Origin of the sequence: Stenotrophomonas sp. Marseille-Q5258 (assembly GCF_946900935.1) — a bacterium.
Lineage (GTDB): Bacteria > Pseudomonadota > Gammaproteobacteria > Xanthomonadales > Xanthomonadaceae > Stenotrophomonas > Stenotrophomonas nematodicola.
Window position 1 is genome coordinate 1 of record NZ_CAMPPN010000032.1, and the last position, 21,833, is coordinate 21,833.

Sequence of the window (21,833 nt, forward strand, 5' to 3'; positions counted from 1 at the left end):
GGCAGAGCCCGGCGTCACCAAGGCCACGCGCGCGCACCCCGTAGAGCCGGGTTCTACCCGGCTGCTCTTCGTCAGGCACATGCACACCTGACACCCGCCGGGCAGAGCCCGGCGCTACCAAGGCCACGCGCGCGCACCCCCACCCGCGCGCACCCCGTAGAGCCGGGTTCTACCCGGCTGCCCTTCGTCAGGCACATGCACACCTGACACCCGCCGGGCAGAGCCCGGCGCTACGGGAGGGGCCATCGGCACCAGGCGAAGGGGTAATCGTTCATGCCCTTGGCCAATCCGGCGCGCAGCGGGTTGGCGAGTATGTAGGTGGCCGCGGCCAACAGATGGCGATCGTCGCGCTGCAGCTGGTCGTAGTAGCCCGGTTGCCAAACGGTGCCCCGGGTGCTGTTGCTCTGGTTGAGGGCCTTGGCCGACCGCGACTTGAAGGTTCGCATCACGATCGACAGTGGTGTATCGCGCAGGCGGAACATCCAGTGGATATGGTCGGGCATGACCACCCATGTCAGGGAGTCGGTGCGGCCTTGGGCATCCGAGGTGCGCAGCCAGTGGCAGACCTCCTGCGCATTGGCGGTATCGACGAACAGGCGGGTGCGCTGCGCCGTAACCGTGGTGACGACGTAGTAGCTGCCCTCGCAGGAGATGCGTCCGCGTTGTAGAGAAGGACTCGCCATGTCTGCATCTTGGGCGAGGCTGCGCGAACCTTGAAGCAGGGGGCGCTGCAGTGTCGTGTCAGGGGAATACCCGATCTGATGTGATCTTGTCATCGGGTGCGCAGGCACCTTGTAGAGCCGGGCGCTGCCCGGCTTGCATGATCGTGCGTGAGAGCAGCCGGGTAGAACCCGGCTCTACGGGGCTTGCATCAGGTTGCTTGGCTTCGTTGAAGAGCAGCCGGGTAGAACCCGGCTCTACGGGGCGTGGGCCAGCGTGCGTCCTCACGTTTTCGGCAGCGCGTAGGCGATCACGTAATCGCCTGCGGGGGTTTCCATGAAATGGTGGCCGCCGGCCATGATGACCACGTACTGCCGCCCGTTCTGCTCGTAGATCATCGGGTTGGCCTGGCCGCCGGCGGGCAGCGGGGCGTGCCACAGCTCCTTGCCGGTCTTCAGGTCGATGGCGCGCAGCAGGTCGTCGGTGGCAGCAGCGATGAAGACCAGGCCGCTGGCGGTGACGACCGAACCGCCGTTGTTGGGCGTGCCGATCTCGATCGGCAGGCCCGAGCGGATGCCGAACGGACCGTTGCCGCGGGCGCTGCCGAACGGGCGGTCCCACAGCGTTTTGCCGCTGCGCAGATCGACGGCGCGGATGCCACCATACGGCGGCTGCTTGCACAGCAGACGGGTGAACGGCAGTCGCCAGCCGGCGTTGACGTCGACGGCGTACGGCGTCCCCACCTGCGGGTCCCCCGCCCCTTCGGCGCCGCCCTTGTCGGCGCGCACCTCCTCGCGCGGCAGCCAGCCCAGTCTGTCCGCCGTGGCGCGCGGCACCAGCCGGTTGTAGTTGGGCATGTCGTTGTAGTTGGCCACGATCACCCCGCGACGTGGATCCACCGCGACACTGCCCCAGTCCGAGCCACCGTTGTAGCCGGGGTACTCGATGGAATGGCGGTCGGCCGTCGGGGGAGTGTAAAAACCCTGGTAGGTCGCCCTGCGGAACTGGATGCGGCAGACGAGCTGGTCGATCGGGGTCATGCCCCACATGTCGCGCTCGGTCAGGTCGGGCTTGCGCAGCGTGTGGTACAGCGAGAACAGCTGCGTGGGCGAGCGCTGCTCCGGCTCCACCCCGCCACCCGGCACCGGGCGCTCCTCGGCGGGAGTGAGCAGCTGCCCGGTGCGGCGATCCAGCACATACATGTCGCCCTGCTTGGTCGGCAGCAGGATGGCCGGCACCTTGCCGGCCGGGGTGGGATAGTCGACAAGCGTCGCCTGCGAGCCCAGGTCGTAGTCCCACACGTCCTTGCGCACCGCCTGGAAGTGCCACACCGGCTTGCCCGTGTTGACGTCGATGGCGACCAGCGAGGTCGCGTAGCGGTTCTGGGCCTCGGTGCGCGACCCGCTCCAGTAGTCACCCGCCGCATTGCCCATCGGCAGGTAGACCAGCCCCAGCGCGTCGTCACCGGTGGCGGTGGTCCACATGTTCGGCGTGCCGCGGGTATAGGTATGGCCGCGCGGCGGTGCACCGCTGCGCTGCGGCTGGTCCATGTCCCAGGCCCAGCGCAGCGCTCCGGTGACTGCGTCGTACGCCTGGATCACGCCGGACGGCGCATCGCGACGCTGGCCGTCCAGCACCTGGTGGCCGGTCACCACCACGCCCTGCACGATGGCCGGCGGCGAGGTGATCGAGACATAGCCCGGCGGGGTCTCGCCCATGCCAAGGGTGATGTCGACCTGGCCGTTGTTGCCGAAACCGGCGCACGGTTTTCCCGTGGCGGCATCGACCGCGATCAGCCGGCCATCCAGCGTGCCCTCGATGATGCGCGCCGCGCAGGCGCCGCGCGGCACCTGGGTAAGCAGCGGTACGCCCACCTGCGGCACGGCCAGGTCGGCGGCAACGTCGGCCAGTGCAGCGTCCTGCGCGGTGGCCGGCACCTCGTAGTAGGCGACGCCCCGGCAGGCGGCGGTGTACGGAATCGAGGCATTCCTGACCTTGGGATCGAAGCGCCAGCGCTCGCGCCCGTCGGCGGCATCGAGGGCGATCAGCTGGTTGCGGGCGGTGCACAGGTATAGGCGGTCGCCGATCTTCAGCGGGGTGGTCTCCGCGCCCCAGCGTTTGTCCGGCAGATCGCCGGTGCGGAATACCCAGGCCTGCTGCAGGGTTCCCACGTTGTCCGGGGTGATCTGCTGCAACGGCGAGAACCGGGTGGCTGCGTTGTTGCGGCCGTACGCGGCCCAGTCACCATCGGCAGGCCGGTCGGCCGGTTGCAGCGCCGCCTCGGTTGTCGGCGCCAGCCCGGCGGCGACCATTGGCTCGGGGAAGGCACCCACGGCAGCGGTGACGCCATGCGGAACGAACGCCAGGCTGAAGGCCGCCACGAACACCAGCGCCAGGACACCGGCCAGACTGCGCGACACAGCGCGGGATACCGGCCGTCGCAGGCGCGGCAGCAACAGGCAGAGCATGAAGGCCAACGCCACCATCAGTCCGAGGCGCGGCACCCACCGCCAATAGTCGCTGCCCGACTCCCACCAGGTCCACAGCACGGTGCCCACCAATACCAGTGCGAAGCACGCCGCACCGCTGACCCGTCCGCGCCACAACTGCACGCCGGCCACCAGCAGGCCGACCCCGGCCAGCACGTAGTACCAGGAACCGCCGAGGCGGGCCAACCAGCCGCCGCCCAGCACCAGCACCGCGCCAAGCACCAGCAGGATCATCGCCAGGACACCCAGCAGCCAATGGCGGGTGTAGCGGGCCTGCGTCGTGGCGGACATCGCGCGCTCCTCCCTTCCCCTGCACCGCCGGCCAGCGTCTGCACCGGTCCTGTGGGTCCTTATCCCACCGGGGTCGTGAACGCGGTGCGTTCTTTCCAGCCGTGCCTGGACCCCCAACGGAAAACGCCGGCAGGCGCCGGCGTTTTCCGTGGTACCGCAACGCAACCGCGTTACGCGTCCGGCGGTGCCACCACCGGCGCGGCAGCGGTCGCGGCCGCCTCGTCGGCGCCCTCTTCGTCGGCGCCGTCATCCAGCGAGGCATCCATGCGCTCGACCGCCTGCAGCTTCTCGTCCTTGGACAGGCGGATCAGGGTGACGCCCTGGGTGTTACGGCCCACGCGCGAGATTTCCGAGCTGCGGGTGCGCACCAGGGTGCCACCATCGGAGATCAGCAGCACCTCGTCGCGCGGCCCCATCAGCACCGCGCTGACCAGCTTGCCGTTGCGCTCGGTGGTCTGGATGCCGATCACGCCCTGGGTGCCACGCCCCTTGCGCGGGTAATCCGGCAGCGGGGTGCGCTTGCCGTAGCCGTTCTCGGTAGCGGTGAGGATGTACAACGCGTTGTCGTCATCCACCCCGTTCTCGATCACGGCATCGCCATTCTCGCCCACGGTCTCGTCGATGACGGTGTCATCATCGTTGTCGTCCTCGCTGCCGCCGGCACTCTCGGCCACGATCAGGCTGACCACTTCCTCGCCCTTGGCCATCTTGATGCCGCGCACGCCGGTGGCGGTACGGCCCATCGAGCGGACCTTGTCCTCAGCGAAGCGCACGGTCTTGCCGTTGGAGGCGAACAGCAGGATGTCACGCTCGCCATCGGTCAGGCCGACCCCCACCAGCGCATCGCCGTCATCGAGATTGATGGCGATCTTGCCGCGTGCGAGACGGAACGCAAACTCGCTGAGCGGCGTCTTCTTGACCGTGCCGTTGCGGGTGGCGAAGAACACGAACTGACCATCGGCGTATTCACGCACTGGCAGCACGGCCTGCACCTTCTCGCCGGATTCCAGCGGAATCCAGTTGATGATCGGGCGGCCACGGGCATTGGAACCGGCTTCGGGCAGCTGATGCACCGGCAGCCAGAACACCTTGCCCGAGCTGGTGAAGGTGAGCAGCGTGTCGTGTGTGTTGACCAGCCACAACTGCTCGATGAAATCCTCTTCCTTGGTCGACGCCGCGCTGCGGCCACGGCCACCGCGGCGCTGGGCGCGGTAGGCGCTGACCGGCTGGCGCTTGACGTAGCCGGCATGCGACAGGGTGACCACCACGTCTTCCGGCGCGATCAGGTCGAGGATGTCCAGGTCTTCTTCGCTGTGGCGGATCTCGGTGCGGCGCTCGTCGCCGAACTCGGTGCGCACGTTGATCAGCTCTTCGCGGATCACCTGCAGCAGGCGGTCCGGATCTTCCAGGATGTGGATCAGCCCGGCGATCGTTTCCAGCAGCTGCTTGTATTCCTCGGTCAGGCGGTCCTGCTCCAGCCCGGTCAGGCGGTGCAGGCGCATTTCCAGGATCTGGGTGGCCTGGATCTCGGTCAGCTGGTAGCCACCCTCGATCAGGCCCACGCCCTTGGGCAGGTCGTCCGGACGCGAGGTCTCGGCACCGGCGGCACCAAGCATCGACCCCACCAGGCCCGGCTCCCAGAGGCGGGCGAGCATGCGTTCGCGCGCTTCGTTGGGATTGGGCGAGGTCTTGATCAGTTCGATCATCTCGTCGATGTTGGCCAGCGCGACGGTCAGGCCTTCCAGCACGTGCGCACGGGCGCGCGCCTTGCGCAGCTCGAACACGGTGCGGCGGGTGACCACTTCGCGACGATGGCGCACGAAGGCCTCGAGCAGCTGCTTGAGGTTCATCAGCTGCGGGCGGCCATCGACCAGCGCCACCATGTTGATGCCGAACACCGACTCCATCTGGGTCTGCTGGTAGAGGTTGTTCAGGACAACTTCCGCCGACTCGCCGCGCTTGATTTCGATGTAGATGCGCATGCCGTCCTTGTCGGACTCATCGCGCAGCTCGCTGATGCCTTCGAGCTTCTTTTCCTTGACCAGCTCGGCGATCTTCTCGATCAACCGGGCCTTGTTCACCTGGTACGGAATCTCGGTGACGATGATCGATTCGCGGCCGTTGTCGGCCACTTCGATATCGGCCTTGGCGCGGATGCGCACACGGCCACGACCGGTCCGGTAACCGGCGACGATGCCGGCGGTGCCGTTGATGATGCCCGCGGTCGGGAAGTCAGGGCCCGGGATGTACTCCATCAGGCCGTCGACGTCGATCGCCGGATTGTCGATCAGCGCGATGCACGCATTGATCGACTCGGTCAGGTTGTGCGGCGGGATGTTGGTCGCCATGCCCACCGCGATACCGGCCGAACCATTGACCAGCAGGTTCGGGAACCGGGTCGGCATGACCGTCGGCTCCAGTTCCTTTTCGTCGTAGTTGGGCTGGAAATCGACGGTTTCCTTGTCGATGTCCGCCATCAGCTCATGGGTGAGCTTGGACATGCGCGCTTCGGTGTAACGCATCGCCGCGGCGGAGTCGCCGTCGACCGAACCGAAGTTGCCCTGGCCATCGACCAGCATGTAGCGCAGCGAGAACGGCTGCGCCAGACGCACCAGCGTGTCGTACACCGACTGGTCGCCATGCGGGTGGTACTTACCGATGACGTCACCGACGATACGCGCCGACTTGAAGTAAGGCTTGTTGCTGTGCGCGTTCAGCTCACTCATCGCGAACAGCACGCGGCGATGCACCGGCTTGAGGCCATCGCGCGCATCCGGGAGGGCGCGGCCCACGATCACGCTCATCGCGTAATCGAGGTAGCTCTTGCGCATCTCGTCTTCCAGGTTGACCTGGATGATTTCCTTGGCGGTTTCTGCCATTCGGGTTCCGTTGTCTGGTAGCGGTCCAGTCCGTCGCAGCCAGCCCTTTCGGGGCGGCCGCGCCGGAATCTCGATTAACCGTTGAAGTCTACCACAACGGGCCGTTTCCCGCCTCGTTTTACCGGGGTTTTACCGGCAAGAATCAGGAACTTACGGGGCCGTTGCGGGGGCTTCCCCGAAGGCGGCCCGCATATTGGCCGTGGTCGGGTTCAGGATCACCCCGCGCTCGGTCACGATGGCATCGATCAGGGCGCCCGGGGTGACATCGAACACCGGGTTCCAGGCGGCGATGCCCTCGGCCACCGTACGGACCCCGCCCACGCCGTACAGCTCGCCGGGATCACGCTGCTCGATCTCGATCTGGTCGCCGTCGGCGGTGTCCATGTCCACCGTCGAGGACGGCGCCACCACCATGACCTTCACCCCGTGGTGGCGTGCGGCGATGGCGAGCTGATAGGTCCCGATCTTGTTGGCGGTATCACCGTTGGCGCAGATGCGGTCCGCACCGACGATCACCCACTGCACCGCGCCGGTCTTCATCAGGTGCGAGGCGGCCGAGTCGGCGATCAGGGTCGCGTCGATGCCATCCTGCTGCAGCTCCCACACGGTCAGGCGGGCACCCTGCAGCCACGGGCGGGTCTCGCCGGCGAACACGCGGGCGATGCGGTGCTGGGCCATGCCGGCGCGGATCACGCCGAGCGCGGTGCCGAAGCCGGCGGTGGCCAGCGAGCCGGTATTGCAGTGGGTCAGCACGCCGCTGCCGGCCTCGATCAGCCCGGCACCCAGCGCGCCCATGTGGCGGTTGGCGGCCAGGTCTTCATCGGCGATGGCCTGGGCCTCGGCCGCCAGCACGTCGCGCCAGTCGCTGCCGGCCGGCGCCAGGGCGCGGCGCATGCGCGCCAGGGCCCACGCCAGGTTCACTGCGGTCGGCCGTGCGGCATTGAGCCGCTGGAGCGCCGGCTCCAGCTTCAGCAGCGCCTGCGCGCCATCGTCGGCCTGCACGTCGTTGGCGGCCAGCACCGCGCCCCACGCCGCAGCAATGCCGATGGCGGGTGCGCCGCGCACGGTCAGTGCGTGGATCGCCGCGGCGACGGCATCGCTGTCATGGCACGCCACGTGCTCGACCACGAACGGCAGCTTGCGCTGGTCCAGCAGTTGCAGGGCGTCGCCGGTCCACAGGATCGGGCGGATGTGGTCGTAGCGGGCGTAGTCGATGTCGGTGGATGCGTTCATCGCGCCATTGTAGCGGCGCGCCGGCGTCGGGTCAGGCCCGGACGCGCGGCCGTTTCAATTGACCGAGAACTCGGCGCGGCAGCCGTCGTCCACCCACACCCCGCGTGCGTCCCAGCCCCAGCTCCGCCCCTGCTCGCACGGGCTGCCGGACAGCTGCCTGGACAGCGTGGCGCCGTGGTTGATGCTGGCACCGCAGAAGCGACGCTGGCGCGACTTGGATTCGCAGGTGAGCAGTCGCGGCACCATCAGGAAGCCGGACCCGTCGGCGGCCCCCACTTCGAAATCACCCTGGCATCCACGCGTCACCCAGATCTCGTTGCGGCGTACGCCCCAACTGTGGTTTTCGCGGCATGGCAGCGCCGACAACTGGCGCAGCAGGCGCACCGGTGCACCCTGCAGCACCACCGGGCAGTTCTGCGGGCGACCATTGGATTCGCAGCGCACCACGCGCCGCGTCAACCGCTCGCCTGCGCGCTTGGCGGTCACCGGCGTGCGGGCGCGGAACTCGGCGCGGCAGCCCAGCGTCACCCAGACCCCCGAGCGATCAGTGCCCCACTCGGAGCCGCGCACACAGGTGTTCTCCGACAGCTGGCGGACCATATCCACGCCACCGTCCACGGGCATGTCGCAATGCACCCATTCCATGTCGCGCGATTCGCAGCGCACCACCTGCCCGGCATAGCCGGACGACTGCGCCACGGCCGGCGATGCCAGCCCTGCCCACAGCAACAACGAACATAGCGGCATGCCTGCGCTGGCCAACACCTTCATCGACACGGTCCCCGCCGCAACTGAACGATCACGCGTTACACCTTCTGACATCGGGTGTGATCAGAGCATCATCATCCACGGTGCGCAAGACGCAATTGGCCGGGAACGGTTCAGGCCCGGGCGAAATCGATGGCCAGGACATCGGCAATCGCCGGTGTACGGTTCATCGCCATCAGCAACCGGTCCACCCCCACCGCTACGCCCGCACAGTCGGGAAGCTGCGGCAATGCGGCCAGCAGCGCCTCGTCCAGGGGCGGCAGCACCGCGCCGCGCATGCGCCGCACCGCATGATCGCGCTCGAAGCGCGCCCGCTGCTCGGCGGCATCGTTCAGCTCGTGATAGCCGTTGGCCAGCTCCACCGGCCCCAGATACAGCTCGAAGCGCTCGGCCAGTGCCGGCGTCCCGGGCCGTACGCGCGCCAGCGCGGCCTGGCTGGCCGGCCAATCGTGCACGACCGTCATCGTATCGTCACCGAACGCAGGCTGGATGCAGTGGGTCATCAGCAGGTCCAGCCAGTCGTCGCGGGTCAGCCCCTGCGGATCGATGTGGATGTCCGACAGCGGCGCGCGCAGTGCGTCGATGTCCGCTTCGAACGGGTCCACCCCGAGCTGGCGCCGGTACAGACTGCGGTAGTCGATGACCTCCAGGCGCGCCTCGCGCTGCACCAGCGACAGTGCCGCGCGTACCAGCGCCGCCGTTTCCCCGATCAGACGGTGATGGTCCCAGCCCACGCGGTACCACTCGAGCATGGTGAACTCGGGATTGTGGCGGCCGCCAGCTTCGCCGTTGCGGAACACCCTGCCCAGCTCGTAGCAGTCGCCCACACCGGCAGCAAGCAGGCGTTTGAGCGGATACTCCGGGGACGTGCGCAGCCAGCGCTGCGCCTCACCCGCATCGACGTGGCCACTGAAACGGGTGTGGAAGCTGTCAATGTTGGGTTCGGTATTGCCGGCCACCGACAGGATCGGCGTTTCCACTTCGAGCACACCACGTGTGGCGAAGAAGTCACGGATGCACGCATTGAGCGCGGCGCGCTGGCGCAGGGCCGCGATCATGCGCGCGCGTCGCGCAGGCGTTCGGCCAGCGGCAGGGTCAGCAGGTCGCGGGTGTCATCCACGTAGCCGGTGGCCAGGTACAGGCGGCGCGCCAGTTCGTTGTGATGGTTCACTTCCAGGCGCATCCGCGCGACGCCGCGCGCGTTGGCACGCTGCTCAAGGATCGCCAGCGCCTGCTTGCCACGCCCACGGCCGCGCGCGGCGTGCTGCAGGTAGAGCTCATCGAGCAGCGCGAAGTGTCCGCCCTGCTCCAGGCTGAAGCCCATCGCCAGGGCCGCATAGCCCACCACCTCGCCGGTCTCGGACAGCCACAGCAGCACCTCGCCGTTGCGCGGCTCTTCGAGCAGGGCCAACAGCGCGGGACGCACGCGCGCCGGGTCGAAATCGAGCTTGTCTTCGGCGTAGAAGTCGCGCATCAGGCCAATCAGCAGATCGGCGTCGGCCACGGTGGCCAGGCGGAAATCGAGGGGTACGGTATGCATGCGACGTCTCGTAGAAATCAGTGTGCGGCCAGGTAGGCCAGCAGGCGGTCTTCGTCCCAGACCTCCACGCCCAGCTCCTGCGCCTTGGTCAGTTTGGACCCCGCCTCGGTGCCGGCGACGACGAACGCGGTCTTCCTGGACACGCTGCCGGAGACTTTCGCGCCCAGCGCTTCCAGCCGCGCCTTGGCATCGTCGCGGGTCATCTGCGCCAATGTGCCCGTCAGCACCACGGTCTGCCCGTCCAGCGGCCCGGCAATCTGCTCCGCCTGGTCCGGGGCCAGGGCCAGGAGTTCCTGCCGGCAGGCCTCGGCCTTGAGCAGCATGTGGCCATGACCGTCGCGGTCGAGCCAGTCGGCCAGGCCCAGCGCGACATCATTGGGCAGCCCGGCGGCGACGAAACGCACCGGCTCGGCATCCAGCAGCGTGGCAGCGTCAGGCAACGCGGCTACCAGCTTCTCGGCGCGCAGACGGGTAATGCCCGGGATTTCGGCCTCCACCAGCACCTGGGCGAAGTCCAGGCCGTCGCGCAGCTTGGCCGACGGCCTGTGCGTGTCGGTGATGCGCACCTTGCCGATCGTGATCAGAGCATCGATGGCCTTCTGGTTGCCGTCCTGCTCGAAGAAGTGCCCGAGCGATCGCGCCACTTCGCCGCCAATGTCCGGCACACGCTTGAACAGCGGCCACGGCAGCCGGCGGATCAGCGCCAGGTCGCCGAACCAGGCAGCCAGCGCCTTGGCGGTGCTCTCACCCACATGCTCGATGCCCAGCGCGAACAGCAGCCGCTCCAGCGTGGTGTCGCGGCTGGCGTCGATGGCCGCGATCAGGTTGTCCGCCCAGCGGGTGGCAATTTTCTTCGTGTTCCAGACGAACGCTGCCGGCATCGCCAGCGCCTGGGCGCGCCAGGTCTCGTCGCGGCCATCCAGCTGCAGGATCGCGCGCAGGTAGTCGCCACTGGCCTCCGGCGGGAGGTGCGCGCCGATCTGGCTGGCCAGTGCCTCGGGCGACCCGGCATCGAGCACCAGCTTCAACTGCAGCAGCTGATCGCGCTGCAGCCGGTACAGATCGGCCACGCCGCGCACGATGCCCGCATCGACCAGGGTGTCGATGTACTTGCCGCCCAAGCCATCAATGTCCATTGCGCGGCGCGAGGCGAAGTGCGCGATGGCCTCCTTGCGCTGCGCCGGGCAGCTCAGCTCACCCGAGCAGCGCCAGGCGGCAGCGCCTTCTTCGCGTACGATCTCCGCGCCGCATACCGGGCAGTGCGTCGGCATCTGCCACGGTGCGGTGCCGGCTGGCCGGCGCTCGGCGATCACGCTCACCACCTCCGGAATCACATCGCCGGCACGGCGTACGATCACGGTGTCGCCCACGCGAACGTCCAGCCGCGCGATCTGATCGGCGTTGTGCAGGGTGGCGTTGGACACGATCACCCCGGCCACCGCCACCGGGTCCAGGCGCGCCACGGGCGTGGCCGCACCGGTGCGCCCGATCTGGATCTCGATGGCCTCCACGGTCGTGGTCTGTTCCTGCGCCGGGAACTTGTGCGCGATCGCCCAGCGCGGTGCGCGGGAGACGAAGCCCATCTGTTCCTGCCCGGCGCGGTCATCGAGCTTGTAGACCACGCCGTCGATGTCGAAGGCAAGCCCGTCGCGGCGCTCGCCGATGTCACGGTAGTACGCCAGCAGGCCCTCGCTCCCTTCCACCACCTGGCACAGGTCGCTGACCGGGAAGCCCCACGCGCGCAGCTGCGCCAGCGTGGCCGAGTGCGTGGCCGGCAGCTCGCCGCCCCGCACCTCACCGGTGCCGTAGGCGAAGAAACTCAGCTTGCGCCGCGCGCTCACCTTCGGATCGAGCTGACGCAGCGAACCGGCTGCGGCATTGCGCGGGTTGGCCAGCACCTTGCCGTCGTGCAGACGGGCGTCGGCGTTGTAGGCCTCGAAATCGGCCCGCGCCATGTAGACCTCGCCGCGCACCTCCAGCACGTCGGGCCAGCCCTCGCCCTGCAGGCGATGCGGAATCACACGGATCTGGCGCAGATTGGCGGTGACATCCTCGCCGGTGGCACCATCCCCACGGGTAGCGCCCTGGACGAACTGGCCGTCCTCGTAGCGCAGGCTGATCGCCAGGCCGTCCAGTTTCGGTTCGGCCGAAAAGTACAGCGCGTCGCGGCGCAGCCGCTCACCGATGCGGCGCACGAAATCCTGCACTTCCTCATCGCTGAACGCATTGCCGAGCGACAGCATCGGCACCACATGCCGGACTTCGGCAAAGCGTGAAGAGGCCTTGCCGCCCACGCGCCGGGTCGGCGAATCGGCACGGGCCAGCTCGGGATGTGCCTGCTCCAGCGCCTCCAGCTCACGCACCAGCGCGTCGTAGTCCGCGTCGGGAATCAGCAGCTCGTCGCGCTCGTGGTACGCCTTGCCGGCATCCTCGATCTGGCGGCGCAGGACGTCGGCACGTTCGGCGGGGCTGGGGCTCATGCGGTCGGCAATCCTGTAGGGGCTGCCGATTTTATCGCGGATGGTGAACGCTTGCCGCCTCACGCCGGCAGCGCTAGCGTGCCGGCTTGCCCTCTGCACACGGTGCCCCGTGACACATCCCAGCGCGCCCTCCCGCCGTTCCTTCCTGCACCTGGCCGGCACCGGCCTGGCACTGTCGACGCTGGGCCTGACGCCCGCGCAGGCCGCCCTGCCCCGCTCCGGGCCGGCAGCCCCTGCCGGCGGCCCGGTCCTGCTCAACTTCAACGAGTGCCCCTATGGTCCTGCCCCGGCTGCGCTGGCCGCAGCCCGTGACGTCGCAGGCCGGAGCGGGCGGTATCTGTTCGCGATGGCCGGCGAACTGCGCGACCTGTTCGCCGCACAGGAAGGTCTGGGCAAGGAACAGGTGCGGCTGTTCCCGGGCTCCAGCGAGCCGCTGAACCGGGCGGCCGTGCTGTGGACGGGGGCCGGTGCCGGGCTGGTGGTCGCCGATCCGACCTTCGAGGCGCTCGGCGATCTGGCTGCCGCACGCGGCGCGCCGGTGGTGCGGGTGCCGCTGCGCGCGGACGGCGCGCACGACGTGCGGGCGATGGTCGCGGCCGCCGCGCGCATCGACGCCGGGTTGCTGTATCTGTGCAATCCCAACAACCCGACCGGCTCGATCACACCGGCCGCCGACATCGCCTGGTTGCTGGCGCACAAACCGGCGCGTACCCGCGTACTGGTCGATGAGGCCTATCTGCAATACAGCGAGCAGCGCTCGGTGATCAGCGAGGTGATGCAGCGCGACGACCTGATCGTGCTGCGCACGTTCTCCAAGCTGTATGGCATGGCCGGGTTGCGCCTGGGCGTGGCAGCCGCGCATCCGGACCGCCTGCGCGAGCTGGCCAGCCTCGGTGACAACCCGTTGCCGGTGACCGCGCTGGCGGCCGGCCTGGCCAGCCTGCGCGACCCGGACCTGATCGTGCGACGCCGGGCGGAGAACGCCCAGGTGCGCCAGGCCACGATCGCGTGGCTGGGCAAGCGCGGCTTTTCCTGCGTGCCGTCCGAAGCGAACTGCTTCGTGGTGGATGTGCAGCGCGAGGGTGCCGCGTTCGCCGCGGCGATGGCCGAACGCGGCGTTGTGATCGGACGCAGCTGGGCGATCTGGCCGCAGCGGGTGCGGGTCACCGTGGGCACGGCAGCGGAGATGGAGAGGTTCCAGACCGCCTTCGCCGCCGCAATCGACCCGCCCCGGTAGCGCCGGGCTCCGCCCGGCTGCTCCACCGCGCTACGCCCGCGGTTACCAGCGCGGCGGCTTGGTCAGCGGCGGGGCCTGGTGCTGGCGGTCGTAGGCGCGCAGTTCGTCACGGATGTGGGCGACGCGCTGGCGGCCGAGCGTGGCGCGGCTGTCGTCGAGCACCACGCCGTCCAGCAGCTCGCCCATGCGCTGCACCGTGGGCAGCATCTTTTCCCATGCATCCAGCGCGGTCAGCGGCGCCGGCAGGGTCAGGAAGAAGGCGATGGCAGGGGTTTCCATCTCGCGGATATTGGCCATGTCGAAGCTGCCCGGCTTCATGATGCTGGCCATCGAGAAGATCGGGCCGCGCTCGGGGTGGCCTTCGACCAGGCGGTGGAACACGTTCATGTGGCCGAAGACCAGACCGGTCTTCTCCGCTGCAACCACGATGTCCTCGCCACGCAGCTGCTCACCGGCACGCGCGGCCACGAACAGCGACACGATCTTGTCGAAGTCCTGGGTGGCACGCTTGCCCACGTCGCTGGCGGCCGGGGCATCGACCTCGGGCAGGCCCAGTTCCGGCTGGGTCACGCCGTCATCGGCGGGCACACCGGCGTCAGCGCCTGCAGGGTCACCTTCGCCCAGCACCGGCTCACGCCGCGCGCCGGCGGCCGTGTCGGTGCCTTCGATGCGGCGGCCCTGGACTTTCTTCTTCGGACGGCCAAACAGGAAGATCGCGGCGATCAACAGCAGGCCGGCGGCCAGGATGCCGATGCGGAGCATTGCCATGTCGGACATTCGAGGGGGTCTCCGGCTAAATCATTCAGGTACGCAAGGATGGCACGTCAGGCCGCGCCCGCCAATCGGGCCGCTTCCTCCAGGTCCACGCTGACCAGTCGGCTGACGCCCGGCTCGCGCATGGTGACACCGGACAACTGGTGCGCCGCCTCCATCGTGGCCTTGTTGTGGCTGACGAACAGGAACTGCACTTTTTCGCTCATCTCCTTGACCATGTTGGCCAGGCGACCGACGTTGGCTTCATCCAGCGGCGCGTCGACCTCGTCCAGCAGGCAGAACGGCGCCGGGTTGAGCTGGAAGATCGCAAATACCAGCGCCACCGCCGTCATCGCCTTCTCGCCGCCGGACAGCAGCGAGATGCTGGACACGCGCTTGCCCGGCGGGCGGGCCATGATCGTCACGCCCGTGTCGAGAAGGTCTTCACCGGTCAGTTCGAGGTAGGCATGCCCGCCACCGAACAGGCGCGGGTACAGCTGCTGCACACCGGCATTGACCCGGTCGAAGGTGTCCTTGAAGCGGCCGCGGGTTTCGCGGTCGATCTTGCGGATCGCCTCTTCCAGGGTTTCCAGTGCGGTGGTCAGATCGGTGTTCTGTGCGTCCAGGTACTCCGAGCGCTGCGATGCCTCGCCGTACTCCTGGATCGCGGCAAGATTGACCGGCTCCAAACGGCGCATGCGGCCATCGATCTGGTGCACGGCCTGCTCCCAGTCGCTGGTGCGCGCCTCCTCGGGCAGGCTGTTGATCACGTCCTGCAGCACGAAGCCGGCCTTCTCGACCGAAGCCGACAACTGCTCGGCGCTCAGCACCAGCGCCTGCTGGTCGAGCTTGCGCTGGGAGATGCGTTCGCGCTGCGCCAGCGCCTGCTCATCGCGCTGATGACGGGTCTGCTCGAAATTGCGCAGCTCCGCATCGATGCCTTCCAGCATCGTACGCGCCTCGCCCAGCACGCGATCGGCACGCACGCGCTCGCCCAGCGCATTCTGGTGCTCGGCCTCCAGCGCCTGCACCGGGGAGTCACCCTCGTCGAGCTGCGAATGCAGTTCACCCAGGCGTGTGTCCAGCTGGCCTCGCTGGCTGCTCATGCGCTCCAGCGCCTGGCTCAGCGAGGTGATCTGGGCGCGCTGGGATTCCAGCGTCAGCGCCAGCGAATGCGCGCTCTCACGGACGTTGCGCGCGGCTTCGCGGGCAAGGTCGCGGGCGTCGGTGAGCTGGCGGCGCTCGCCCTCCAGCGCCGCGCGTACCGATTCCAGATCGCCCATGCTGGTGACCGCGTCGTCGAGCCGGGCACGCGCTTCGCGCACCTGTTCGCGGCTGGCATCCAGGGTCTCAAGCAACTGCGACAGTTCGCCTTCGATGCGGTCGATACGGGTACGTGCCGCCTCCACCTTGCCCTGCTGGCTCTGCAGCTGGCCGCCCAGCTCGGACACGCTGCGATGCGCCTGATACAACTGGCGCTGCGCCTCTTCGCGGTGCTGCTCGCCGGCCAGCAGCTGGTCGCGGAACCCCGCCAGGCGCTGCTCGAGCTCGGCTTCGCGCGCCTGCAGGGTGTCGATCTGCTCGCGCAGGGTCACAATCTCGCGTTCGCGCAGCAGCGCGCCCTGCTTGGCGGCGCCGGAGCGCGAGACCCGCACCCAGCCGTCGCCGAGGCGCTCGCCACTGCGGGTGATCACCGAATCGCCCTCGCCCAGCGTGGCCTGCAGGGCACGTGCCGCCGACAGATCCTCGGCCGCGTGCAGGCGGGCGAGCAGGCGACGGATCGCGGTGGGCCCCTGGACCTTGGCAGCCAGCGAGGTCGGCGCGACCTGCAACGCCTCCTGCGAGGCCGACACCAGGGCAAGACGGCCATCGCCGAGTTCGCCCAGCGCATCGACGAGCGCTTCGGGGTTCTCGACCAGGACGCCCTCGATCAGCTGGCCAAGCGCGCTCTCCACCGCGTTTTCCCAACCGCTCTCCACGGTGAGGCGTTCGCCCACGCGGGCCGCCGAATCCAGCCGCTGCGCGGTAAGCCACGCGACGGCCGCGCCCTGCTCCTGGCCAAGCGCGGCCTGCTGCAGGGTTTCCAGCGATGACAGGCGACCGCGCGCGGCCTGAGCCTGCTTCCGGATCTCGGCCAGTTCGGTCTGCCCGCTGCGCTGGCGGTCCTGCAGACCGTCAACGACCTGCTTGCGCGCTTCAACCTGCTCAGTGAGGCCGTCGAGCGCCGCCTTCTGGGTCTCGTGCCGGAGCTGCAGGTCCTCGAAGGCCGCGGTCAGCGCGTCCAGGTCGAGGCTGCCGCGTTCGCTGGTCAGGGCTTCGCGGCGGCGGTCGGCCTCAAGGACCTGACGGTCGAGGTAGTCCACCCGCGTGCGTTCCACTTCGCCGGCGCGCGACGCTTCGGAGGTGTTGCGGGTATGCGCTTCCCAGCGCTGCTGCCAGTCGGCCAGACGGGCCTCGGCCTCGCGCAGGGCTTCCTGCTTGATCTCGTTCTCTTCGCGCAGGTGCTCCAGGCGCGGCTCGGCCTCGTCCACGGCCTCGCGCAGCACGAGCAGCTTGGCTTCGTCGCCGCTGATGTGCTGGCCCAGTTCGGCCAGCGCCTGCTGCGCTTCATCGCGCGCCTTGTTCAGCCGCTGCGACAGTTCGCGCTGGTGCTGGATCTGCTGCTCGAGGCGGGCCAGTGTGCTGCCCACCTGGTAGACCTCGGCCTGCGCGGTGCTGAGGGCATCAGCCGCCTCTTCCCGGCGCACGCGGCTGGTTTCGATGCGGGCCTCCGCATCGCGCTGCTCGGCAATGAACTGCTGCAGCCGCGTTTCTTCTTTGGACAGCGCATCGCGCAGGCTGCCGAGGCGACTCTCCAGGCCACGGTACTCCAGCGCCTTCCACTCGGCATCCTTGACCTTGCGCTCTTCCTGCAGCGCCTGGTACTGCTCGGCCTGGCGGGCCTGGCGTTTGAGGTGCTCGAGCTGCTTGCCGATTTCCTCGCGCAGATCGTTGAGGCGGTCAAGATTCTCGCGGGTGTGGCGGATGCGGGTTTCGGTTTCCTTGCGGCGCTCCTTGTACTTGGAGATGCCGGCGGCTTCTTCCAGGTACACGCGCAGATCTTCGGGCCGGGCTTCGATGATCTGGCTGATCATGCCCTGCTCGATGATCGAGTAGCTGCGCGGGCCCAGGCCGGTGCCGAGGAACAGGTCGGTGATGTCGCGACGGCGGCACTTGGTGCCGTTGAGGTAGTAGTTGCTGCTGCCATCGCGGCTGACGGTGCGCTTGACCGAGATCTCGTTGAACGACGCGTACTCACCGGAAATGGTGTGGTCGGTGTTGTCGAAGATCAGCTCGACGGTGGCCTGTGAGACCGGCTTGCGCGCCGAGGACCCGGAGAAGATCACGTCCGTCAGCGAATCGCCACGCAGGCGGCTGGCCGAGCTTTCGCCCATGACCCAGCGCACGGCGTCGATGATGTTGGATTTGCCACAGCCATTGGGGCCCACCACGCCGGTCATATTGGTCGGCAGGTGCAGCGTGGTCGGATCGACGAAGGACTTGAAGCCGGAGAGCTTGATCGTGGACAGACGCATGGCGTGGTTGGTTTCCGGGCAAGGGGCGGATGCGACCCGTGCCGTGGTGGATGTTGGAGCAGAATCCACCCTCAAGCCATTGATGTTGCAGGGATTCAATGGTCCCGAGGGCGACGCGATAGCCTGAGTATAACGGGGCGGCTGTTCCACGGGCGGGAGGGCCCCTTCTCCCCCGTGACGTGCAGACCCCAAAAACAAAAACGGGCGCCCTTGCGGGCACCCGTTTCAGCGACTCCAGCCTTGCGGCAGGGATCAGGCTTCGGCTTCCACCACCACCTTGACGGTGGTTTCGACGTCGGCGTGCAGGTGAATGGTCACCTCGTACTCGCCCACGTTGCGGAAGGCACCTTCGCCCAGGATGACTTCGCTCTTTTCCAGCGCCAGGCCGTTCTTGGTGAAGGCTTCGGCGATGTCGCGCGGGCCGACCGAGCCGTACAGCTTGCCTTCGGTCGATGCGTTGGCGGCGATGGTGACGCTTGCGCCTTCCAGCTTGGCCTTGCGGGCTTCGGCGTCGGCGTGGATCGACTGGGCCTTGGCTTCGTAATCAGCGCGCTTGGCTTCGAACTCGGCAACGTTGGCCGGGGTCGCCGGAACGGCCTTGCCGGTCGGGACGAGGAAGTTGCGGCCGTAGCCCGGCTTCACGTCGACCAGATCGCCCAGACCGCCGAGGTTGGTGACCTTCTGGAGAAGAATCAGCTTCATGGTGTAGCTCCAAATATGTATTCGTTAGCGAGGCGTGGCCCCGCAGCGATGGCTGTCCGAATATCCGAACGGTGGACCGGAAACCGCCCGCGGCCTTGCGGCGCGGGCGGAAGGTCCACGAAAGCGGCGACCCGGGGGCCGCCCGCCTTCATCAGACGTCGTGGTTGTCGGTGTACGGGATCAGGGCCAGGAAACGGGCGCGCTTGACGGCCGTTGCCAGCTGGCGCTGGTACTTCGACTTGGTACCGGTGACGCGGCTCGGCACGATCTTGCCGTTCTCGGTCAGGTACTGGCGCAGGGTGTTGAGATCCTTGTAGTCGATCTCCTTGACACCTTCGGCCGTGAACTTGCAGAACTTGCGGCGACGGAAGAACTTGGACATGTCAGTGCTCCTTAAGCGGCCGAAGCGGCGTCTTCGCCGGCTTCGTTGTCAGCGGCGGGGGTGGTTTCACCTTCTTCGTCGTCACGACGACGACGCTCGCCACGCTCGGGCTTGTCGCCCTTCTCGTCCTTGCTCTTCATGATCAGCGACTGCTCGGTGTCAGCTTCGTCACGCTTGATGACGAGGTTGCGCAGCACGGCGTCGTTGAAGCGGAAGCTTTCCACCAGCTCGCTCAGCACGGCCTGGTCGGCTTCGATGTTGAGCATGACGTAGTGGGCCTTCACCAGGTTCTGGATCGGGTAGGCCAGCTGACGACGGCCCCAGTCTTCCAGACGGTGGATGGTGCCGTTGCCGTTCTCGACCAGCGACTTGTAGCGCTCGATCATGGCCGGGACCTGTTCGCTCTGGTCCGGATGGACCAGGAACACGATTTCGTAATGACGACTCATGTTTTTCTACCTTTCGGATGTGGCCCCCGAGGGGCCGGACAGCCCCCCGCGGATGAATGCGGTGGGGCAAGGGTTCCTACGCAGATCGCAGGAAGCCGCCGATTATGCCCGGATGCCCGTTCCCGGGCAAGTTCTACCCGGTTGCCGGGCGTAGTGTCCGGTCGCCCGTTCATGCGCCTGAATGGCCAGGATCGTCTAGAGTTGGGCTTCCGCCGGCCCGACCGGCCTGATGTGTACCGTGACCGGATGCTGCTTCGGCCCCTGCTGCCCGATGGCGTTCTGCTGGCCAGTATGCCGCCCGCGTTGGCCGATCCCGGCCAACTCCTGCCGCCGGAGCGGGCCCAGGTGGCCCATGCCGTGGAGAAGCGCCAGCGCGAGTACGCGGCGGGTCGCCAGCTGTTCCGGCACCTGCTTGCCGACCGTGCCGAAGCCGCCGCACCGCTGGTCAACGACGCGGACCGGGTACCGGTCTGGCCGGACGGCATCGTGGGTGCCATCACCCATTGCGACTCCCTCTGCGCGGTCGCGCTGGCCCGCAGCGCCGATACCGTCGGGTTGGGCATCGATGTCGAACCGGCCCGCCCGCTACCTGCGGACATCCACCGTCTTGTGCTGCGTGAGGCCGAATACGCGGCACTGGGCAAGCTGCCGACCGCCTGGCACGCGCTCGGCGCCACCCTGACCTTCTGCGCCAAGGAAGCGCTGTACAAGGCGCTGTACCCGACCACCCGGGAGTTCCTGGATTTCCAGCAGGTGGAGCTGCGCTGGCAAGGGGACCGCTTCAGCGCCCGGGTCGTCCCGGCCACCCACCCTGCCTATACATCGCAGCCGCTGGAAGGCCGCGTCGCCTGCGACGGCAACCATGTCGCCGCCGCAGTGCTGCTGGCGCGGCTACCCTGAGCGGCGGCACGTCGCCCCAGCTCCGCGCCGGCCGCGTCAGCGCCTGGACACCGCCAGCGCCCGCGCCTGCTCCACCATCGCCTCCTGCCCGGCACCGGACGCCGTCAGCAGATGCTCGGGCTGCACGCCGCCCACGCGGCGGTCGCCACTGGGGCGGAACAGCAGCCGGGTCGGCGCGAAGGCCCGGATGCGGGTGTTGGGCAGATCGAAGAAGTAGATCTGGCCGGTCTGGTTGGCAAAACCGGCCGTCGGCTCACCGACCAGCGTACCGACCGCGCAGTCCTGCACTGCCGTCGCCATGACGATGCCGGCCGAGTAGGTGTACGGCCCGATCAGGAGGTAGACCTTGCCGGGGAACCGCTTCGTCTCCTTGGCCGGCGTCACCGTCGAATCGTAATCCACGTTGACCAGCTCGCCGGCCTTGCCCTTGGCGAACCAGCCACCGGCACTGGTGTCGTTGATCTTTTCGGTGATCCCGGACACCAGGCGGCACTCCTGCGCCGACAACCGCGACAGCAGCGTCTCGACGTTGTCGGTGGAGCCGCCCGGATTGTTGCGGATGTCCACCAGCAGATCTTTGACGCCGTCCTTGCGCGCGGTGGCAATGGCGTCATCGATGCTGCTGCGGAAGTCGCCCTGGTCGCCGCCGAAATAGGACACTTCGAGGTAGCCCACGTCCTGCTCCAGGGTCCGATAGGCCACGTTGCTGCCCCCGGCATCCTCCTCTTTCTCCACGCCCGCCTCGAACGCGGTGGCCGACAGTGCGGGGACCTGGGTCTCGACCTCACCGGTGGCCGACTGGTAACGCACGGTTGCCGGACCATCGACGTCGTAATAGTGCCAGAGCAGCGTCGAGAACTCGCGCGCGGCGATCTGCTCGCGCAGCAGCTGGCTTTCACCGCGCGTATAGCGCGCCATCGTCGCGAGCATCTCCTGCGCCGGAACCCCGTTGATGGCCAGCAGGCGGGTGCCCGCCGCCAGCGGCGTGGTTGGCGAGAAATCGTGTTTGACGTACAGCGCCCCATCGCGGCTGGTCACCGTCATCGGAAATACGGTGCCACCGCCCGCGCTGAAACGGTTGAATTCCGGGTAGGGATAGAACACTCCGGCGTGGCCGTCACGGAAGGCCTCTGTCGCTGTGCCGACCAGCCGCTGGAACGCGCGACGGTCCATGCCCTCGCGCACCTGGCCACGCAACGCAAGGCGCAGCGTCTCGCGCTCGGCCGATGGCAGCCGTGCGTCCAGGTCGGGATGCAGTTCGGCCACGCGCTTGAAAAGGTAATCGACATCCTGCTGCAGCTGCGGTGCGGTGAAGGTCGCATCCATCAACGCGGGGTCGTCCAGATCGGCGTACACCTTCTGATGGTCTCCATGACAGGCCGTGGCAGACAGCATCATCGCGACACTGGCGCATCTCGCAAAACGTTTCAGCATTTCAACACCCCACGTTCGTTGCCGCCCCGGCAACCCGGGCCGGTGGCGGGGCGACCCTGTC

The 21,833-nt window shown here is 68.1% G+C and carries 17 protein-coding genes; 3 read left to right on the forward strand and 14 right to left on the reverse strand.

The window, feature by feature from the left end; translation table 11 throughout:
- Window positions 1-230: 230 nt before the first annotated feature.
- From OC534_RS17105 to ligA, 8 genes are all read right to left on the reverse strand, one after another.
- Entirely contained in the window at window positions 231-683 is a 453-nt protein-coding gene (locus OC534_RS17105; protein WP_166473169.1) for a transposase, read from the reverse strand.
- A gap of 261 nt (window positions 684-944) precedes the next feature.
- A complete protein-coding gene (locus tag OC534_RS17110; RefSeq protein WP_262072251.1) occupies window positions 945-3,440 on the reverse strand; it encodes a membrane-bound PQQ-dependent dehydrogenase, glucose/quinate/shikimate family in 2,496 nt (831 codons plus the stop codon).
- Window positions 3,441-3,610: 170 nt separating this feature from the next.
- Window positions 3,611-6,319: a DNA gyrase subunit A gene (gene gyrA / locus OC534_RS17115; RefSeq protein ID WP_017356951.1), complete on the reverse strand. Its 2,709-nt coding sequence runs from the start codon at window positions 6,317-6,319 to the stop codon at window positions 3,611-3,613.
- A 150-nt stretch (window positions 6,320-6,469) separates the two neighbouring features.
- A complete protein-coding gene (gene mtnA, locus OC534_RS17120) occupies window positions 6,470-7,552 on the reverse strand; it encodes an S-methyl-5-thioribose-1-phosphate isomerase (protein ID WP_136007154.1) in 1,083 nt (360 codons plus the stop codon).
- Window positions 7,553-7,606: 54 nt separating this feature from the next.
- Window positions 7,607-8,323: a DUF3011 domain-containing protein gene (locus tag OC534_RS17125; RefSeq protein ID WP_136007152.1), complete on the reverse strand. Its 717-nt coding sequence runs from the start codon at window positions 8,321-8,323 to the stop codon at window positions 7,607-7,609.
- 110 nt (window positions 8,324-8,433) lie between these two features.
- Window positions 8,434-9,378 (reverse strand): EF-P lysine aminoacylase EpmA, encoded by a 945-nt coding sequence (epmA, locus tag OC534_RS17130; RefSeq protein ID WP_262072252.1) that lies wholly within the window; start codon window positions 9,376-9,378, stop codon window positions 8,434-8,436.
- The gene (locus OC534_RS17135) at window positions 9,375-9,860 is read right to left on the reverse strand and encodes a GNAT family N-acetyltransferase (RefSeq protein WP_017357436.1); all 486 of its coding nucleotides are present in this window, start codon (window positions 9,858-9,860) and stop codon (window positions 9,375-9,377) included. Before OC534_RS17135 ends, epmA begins: the two co-directional genes overlap by 4 nt.
- 17 nt (window positions 9,861-9,877) lie before the next feature.
- Window positions 9,878-12,340 (reverse strand): NAD-dependent DNA ligase LigA, encoded by a 2,463-nt coding sequence (ligA, locus tag OC534_RS17140; protein ID WP_166473171.1) that lies wholly within the window; start codon window positions 12,338-12,340, stop codon window positions 9,878-9,880.
- Window positions 12,341-12,449: 109 nt separating this feature from the next.
- Between ligA and OC534_RS17145 the strand changes: the two genes are divergently transcribed.
- Window positions 12,450-13,577 carry a pyridoxal phosphate-dependent aminotransferase gene (locus OC534_RS17145; protein WP_262072253.1) on the forward strand — a complete coding sequence of 376 codons (1,128 nt, stop codon included), beginning with the start codon at window positions 12,450-12,452 and terminating at the stop codon, window positions 13,575-13,577.
- Between the two features lie 42 nt (window positions 13,578-13,619).
- On the opposite strand, the gene zipA is transcribed toward OC534_RS17145, so the two are convergent.
- Together zipA and smc are read right to left on the reverse strand one after the other, a co-directional pair.
- Entirely contained in the window at window positions 13,620-14,354 is a 735-nt protein-coding gene (gene zipA / locus OC534_RS17150) for a cell division protein ZipA (RefSeq protein WP_136007144.1), read from the reverse strand.
- Between the two features lie 47 nt (window positions 14,355-14,401).
- The gene (gene smc / locus OC534_RS17155) at window positions 14,402-17,905 is read right to left on the reverse strand and encodes a chromosome segregation protein SMC (RefSeq protein ID WP_136007142.1); all 3,504 of its coding nucleotides are present in this window, start codon (window positions 17,903-17,905) and stop codon (window positions 14,402-14,404) included.
- Here smc and OC534_RS17160 point away from each other — a divergent pair.
- Entirely contained in the window at window positions 17,904-18,032 is a 129-nt protein-coding gene (locus OC534_RS17160; protein WP_262072254.1) for a hypothetical protein, read from the forward strand. The two genes, smc and OC534_RS17160, sit on opposite strands and share 2 nt — an antisense overlap.
- Before the next feature lie 125 nt (window positions 18,033-18,157).
- On the opposite strand, the gene rplI is transcribed toward OC534_RS17160, so the two are convergent.
- The 3 genes from rplI to rpsF all read right to left on the reverse strand — a co-directional run bounded on the left by rplI (window position 18,158) and on the right by rpsF (window position 19,438).
- Window positions 18,158-18,607, reverse strand: coding sequence for a 50S ribosomal protein L9 (gene rplI / locus OC534_RS17165; RefSeq protein ID WP_017355347.1), 450 nt, complete (start codon window positions 18,605-18,607; stop codon window positions 18,158-18,160).
- Between the two features lie 151 nt (window positions 18,608-18,758).
- The gene (gene rpsR, locus OC534_RS17170) at window positions 18,759-18,989 is read right to left on the reverse strand and encodes a 30S ribosomal protein S18 (protein ID WP_002804494.1); all 231 of its coding nucleotides are present in this window, start codon (window positions 18,987-18,989) and stop codon (window positions 18,759-18,761) included.
- Window positions 18,990-19,000: 11 nt separating this feature from the next.
- Window positions 19,001-19,438, reverse strand: a complete 438-nt coding sequence (gene rpsF / locus OC534_RS17175; protein WP_017355346.1) for a 30S ribosomal protein S6 — start codon at window positions 19,436-19,438, stop codon at window positions 19,001-19,003.
- A 246-nt stretch (window positions 19,439-19,684) separates the two neighbouring features.
- Here rpsF and OC534_RS17180 point away from each other — a divergent pair, with 246 nt between their 5' ends.
- Window positions 19,685-20,338, forward strand: coding sequence for a 4'-phosphopantetheinyl transferase superfamily protein (locus tag OC534_RS17180; protein WP_262072255.1), 654 nt, complete (start codon window positions 19,685-19,687; stop codon window positions 20,336-20,338).
- Window positions 20,339-20,374: 36 nt separating this feature from the next.
- Here OC534_RS17180 and OC534_RS17185 read toward each other — a convergent pair whose 3' ends face one another.
- On the reverse strand, window positions 20,375-21,694 hold the full coding sequence (locus OC534_RS17185; RefSeq protein WP_262072256.1) for a S41 family peptidase: 1,320 nt from the start codon (window positions 21,692-21,694) through the stop codon (window positions 20,375-20,377).
- Between the last annotated feature and the right edge of the window lie 139 nt (window positions 21,695-21,833).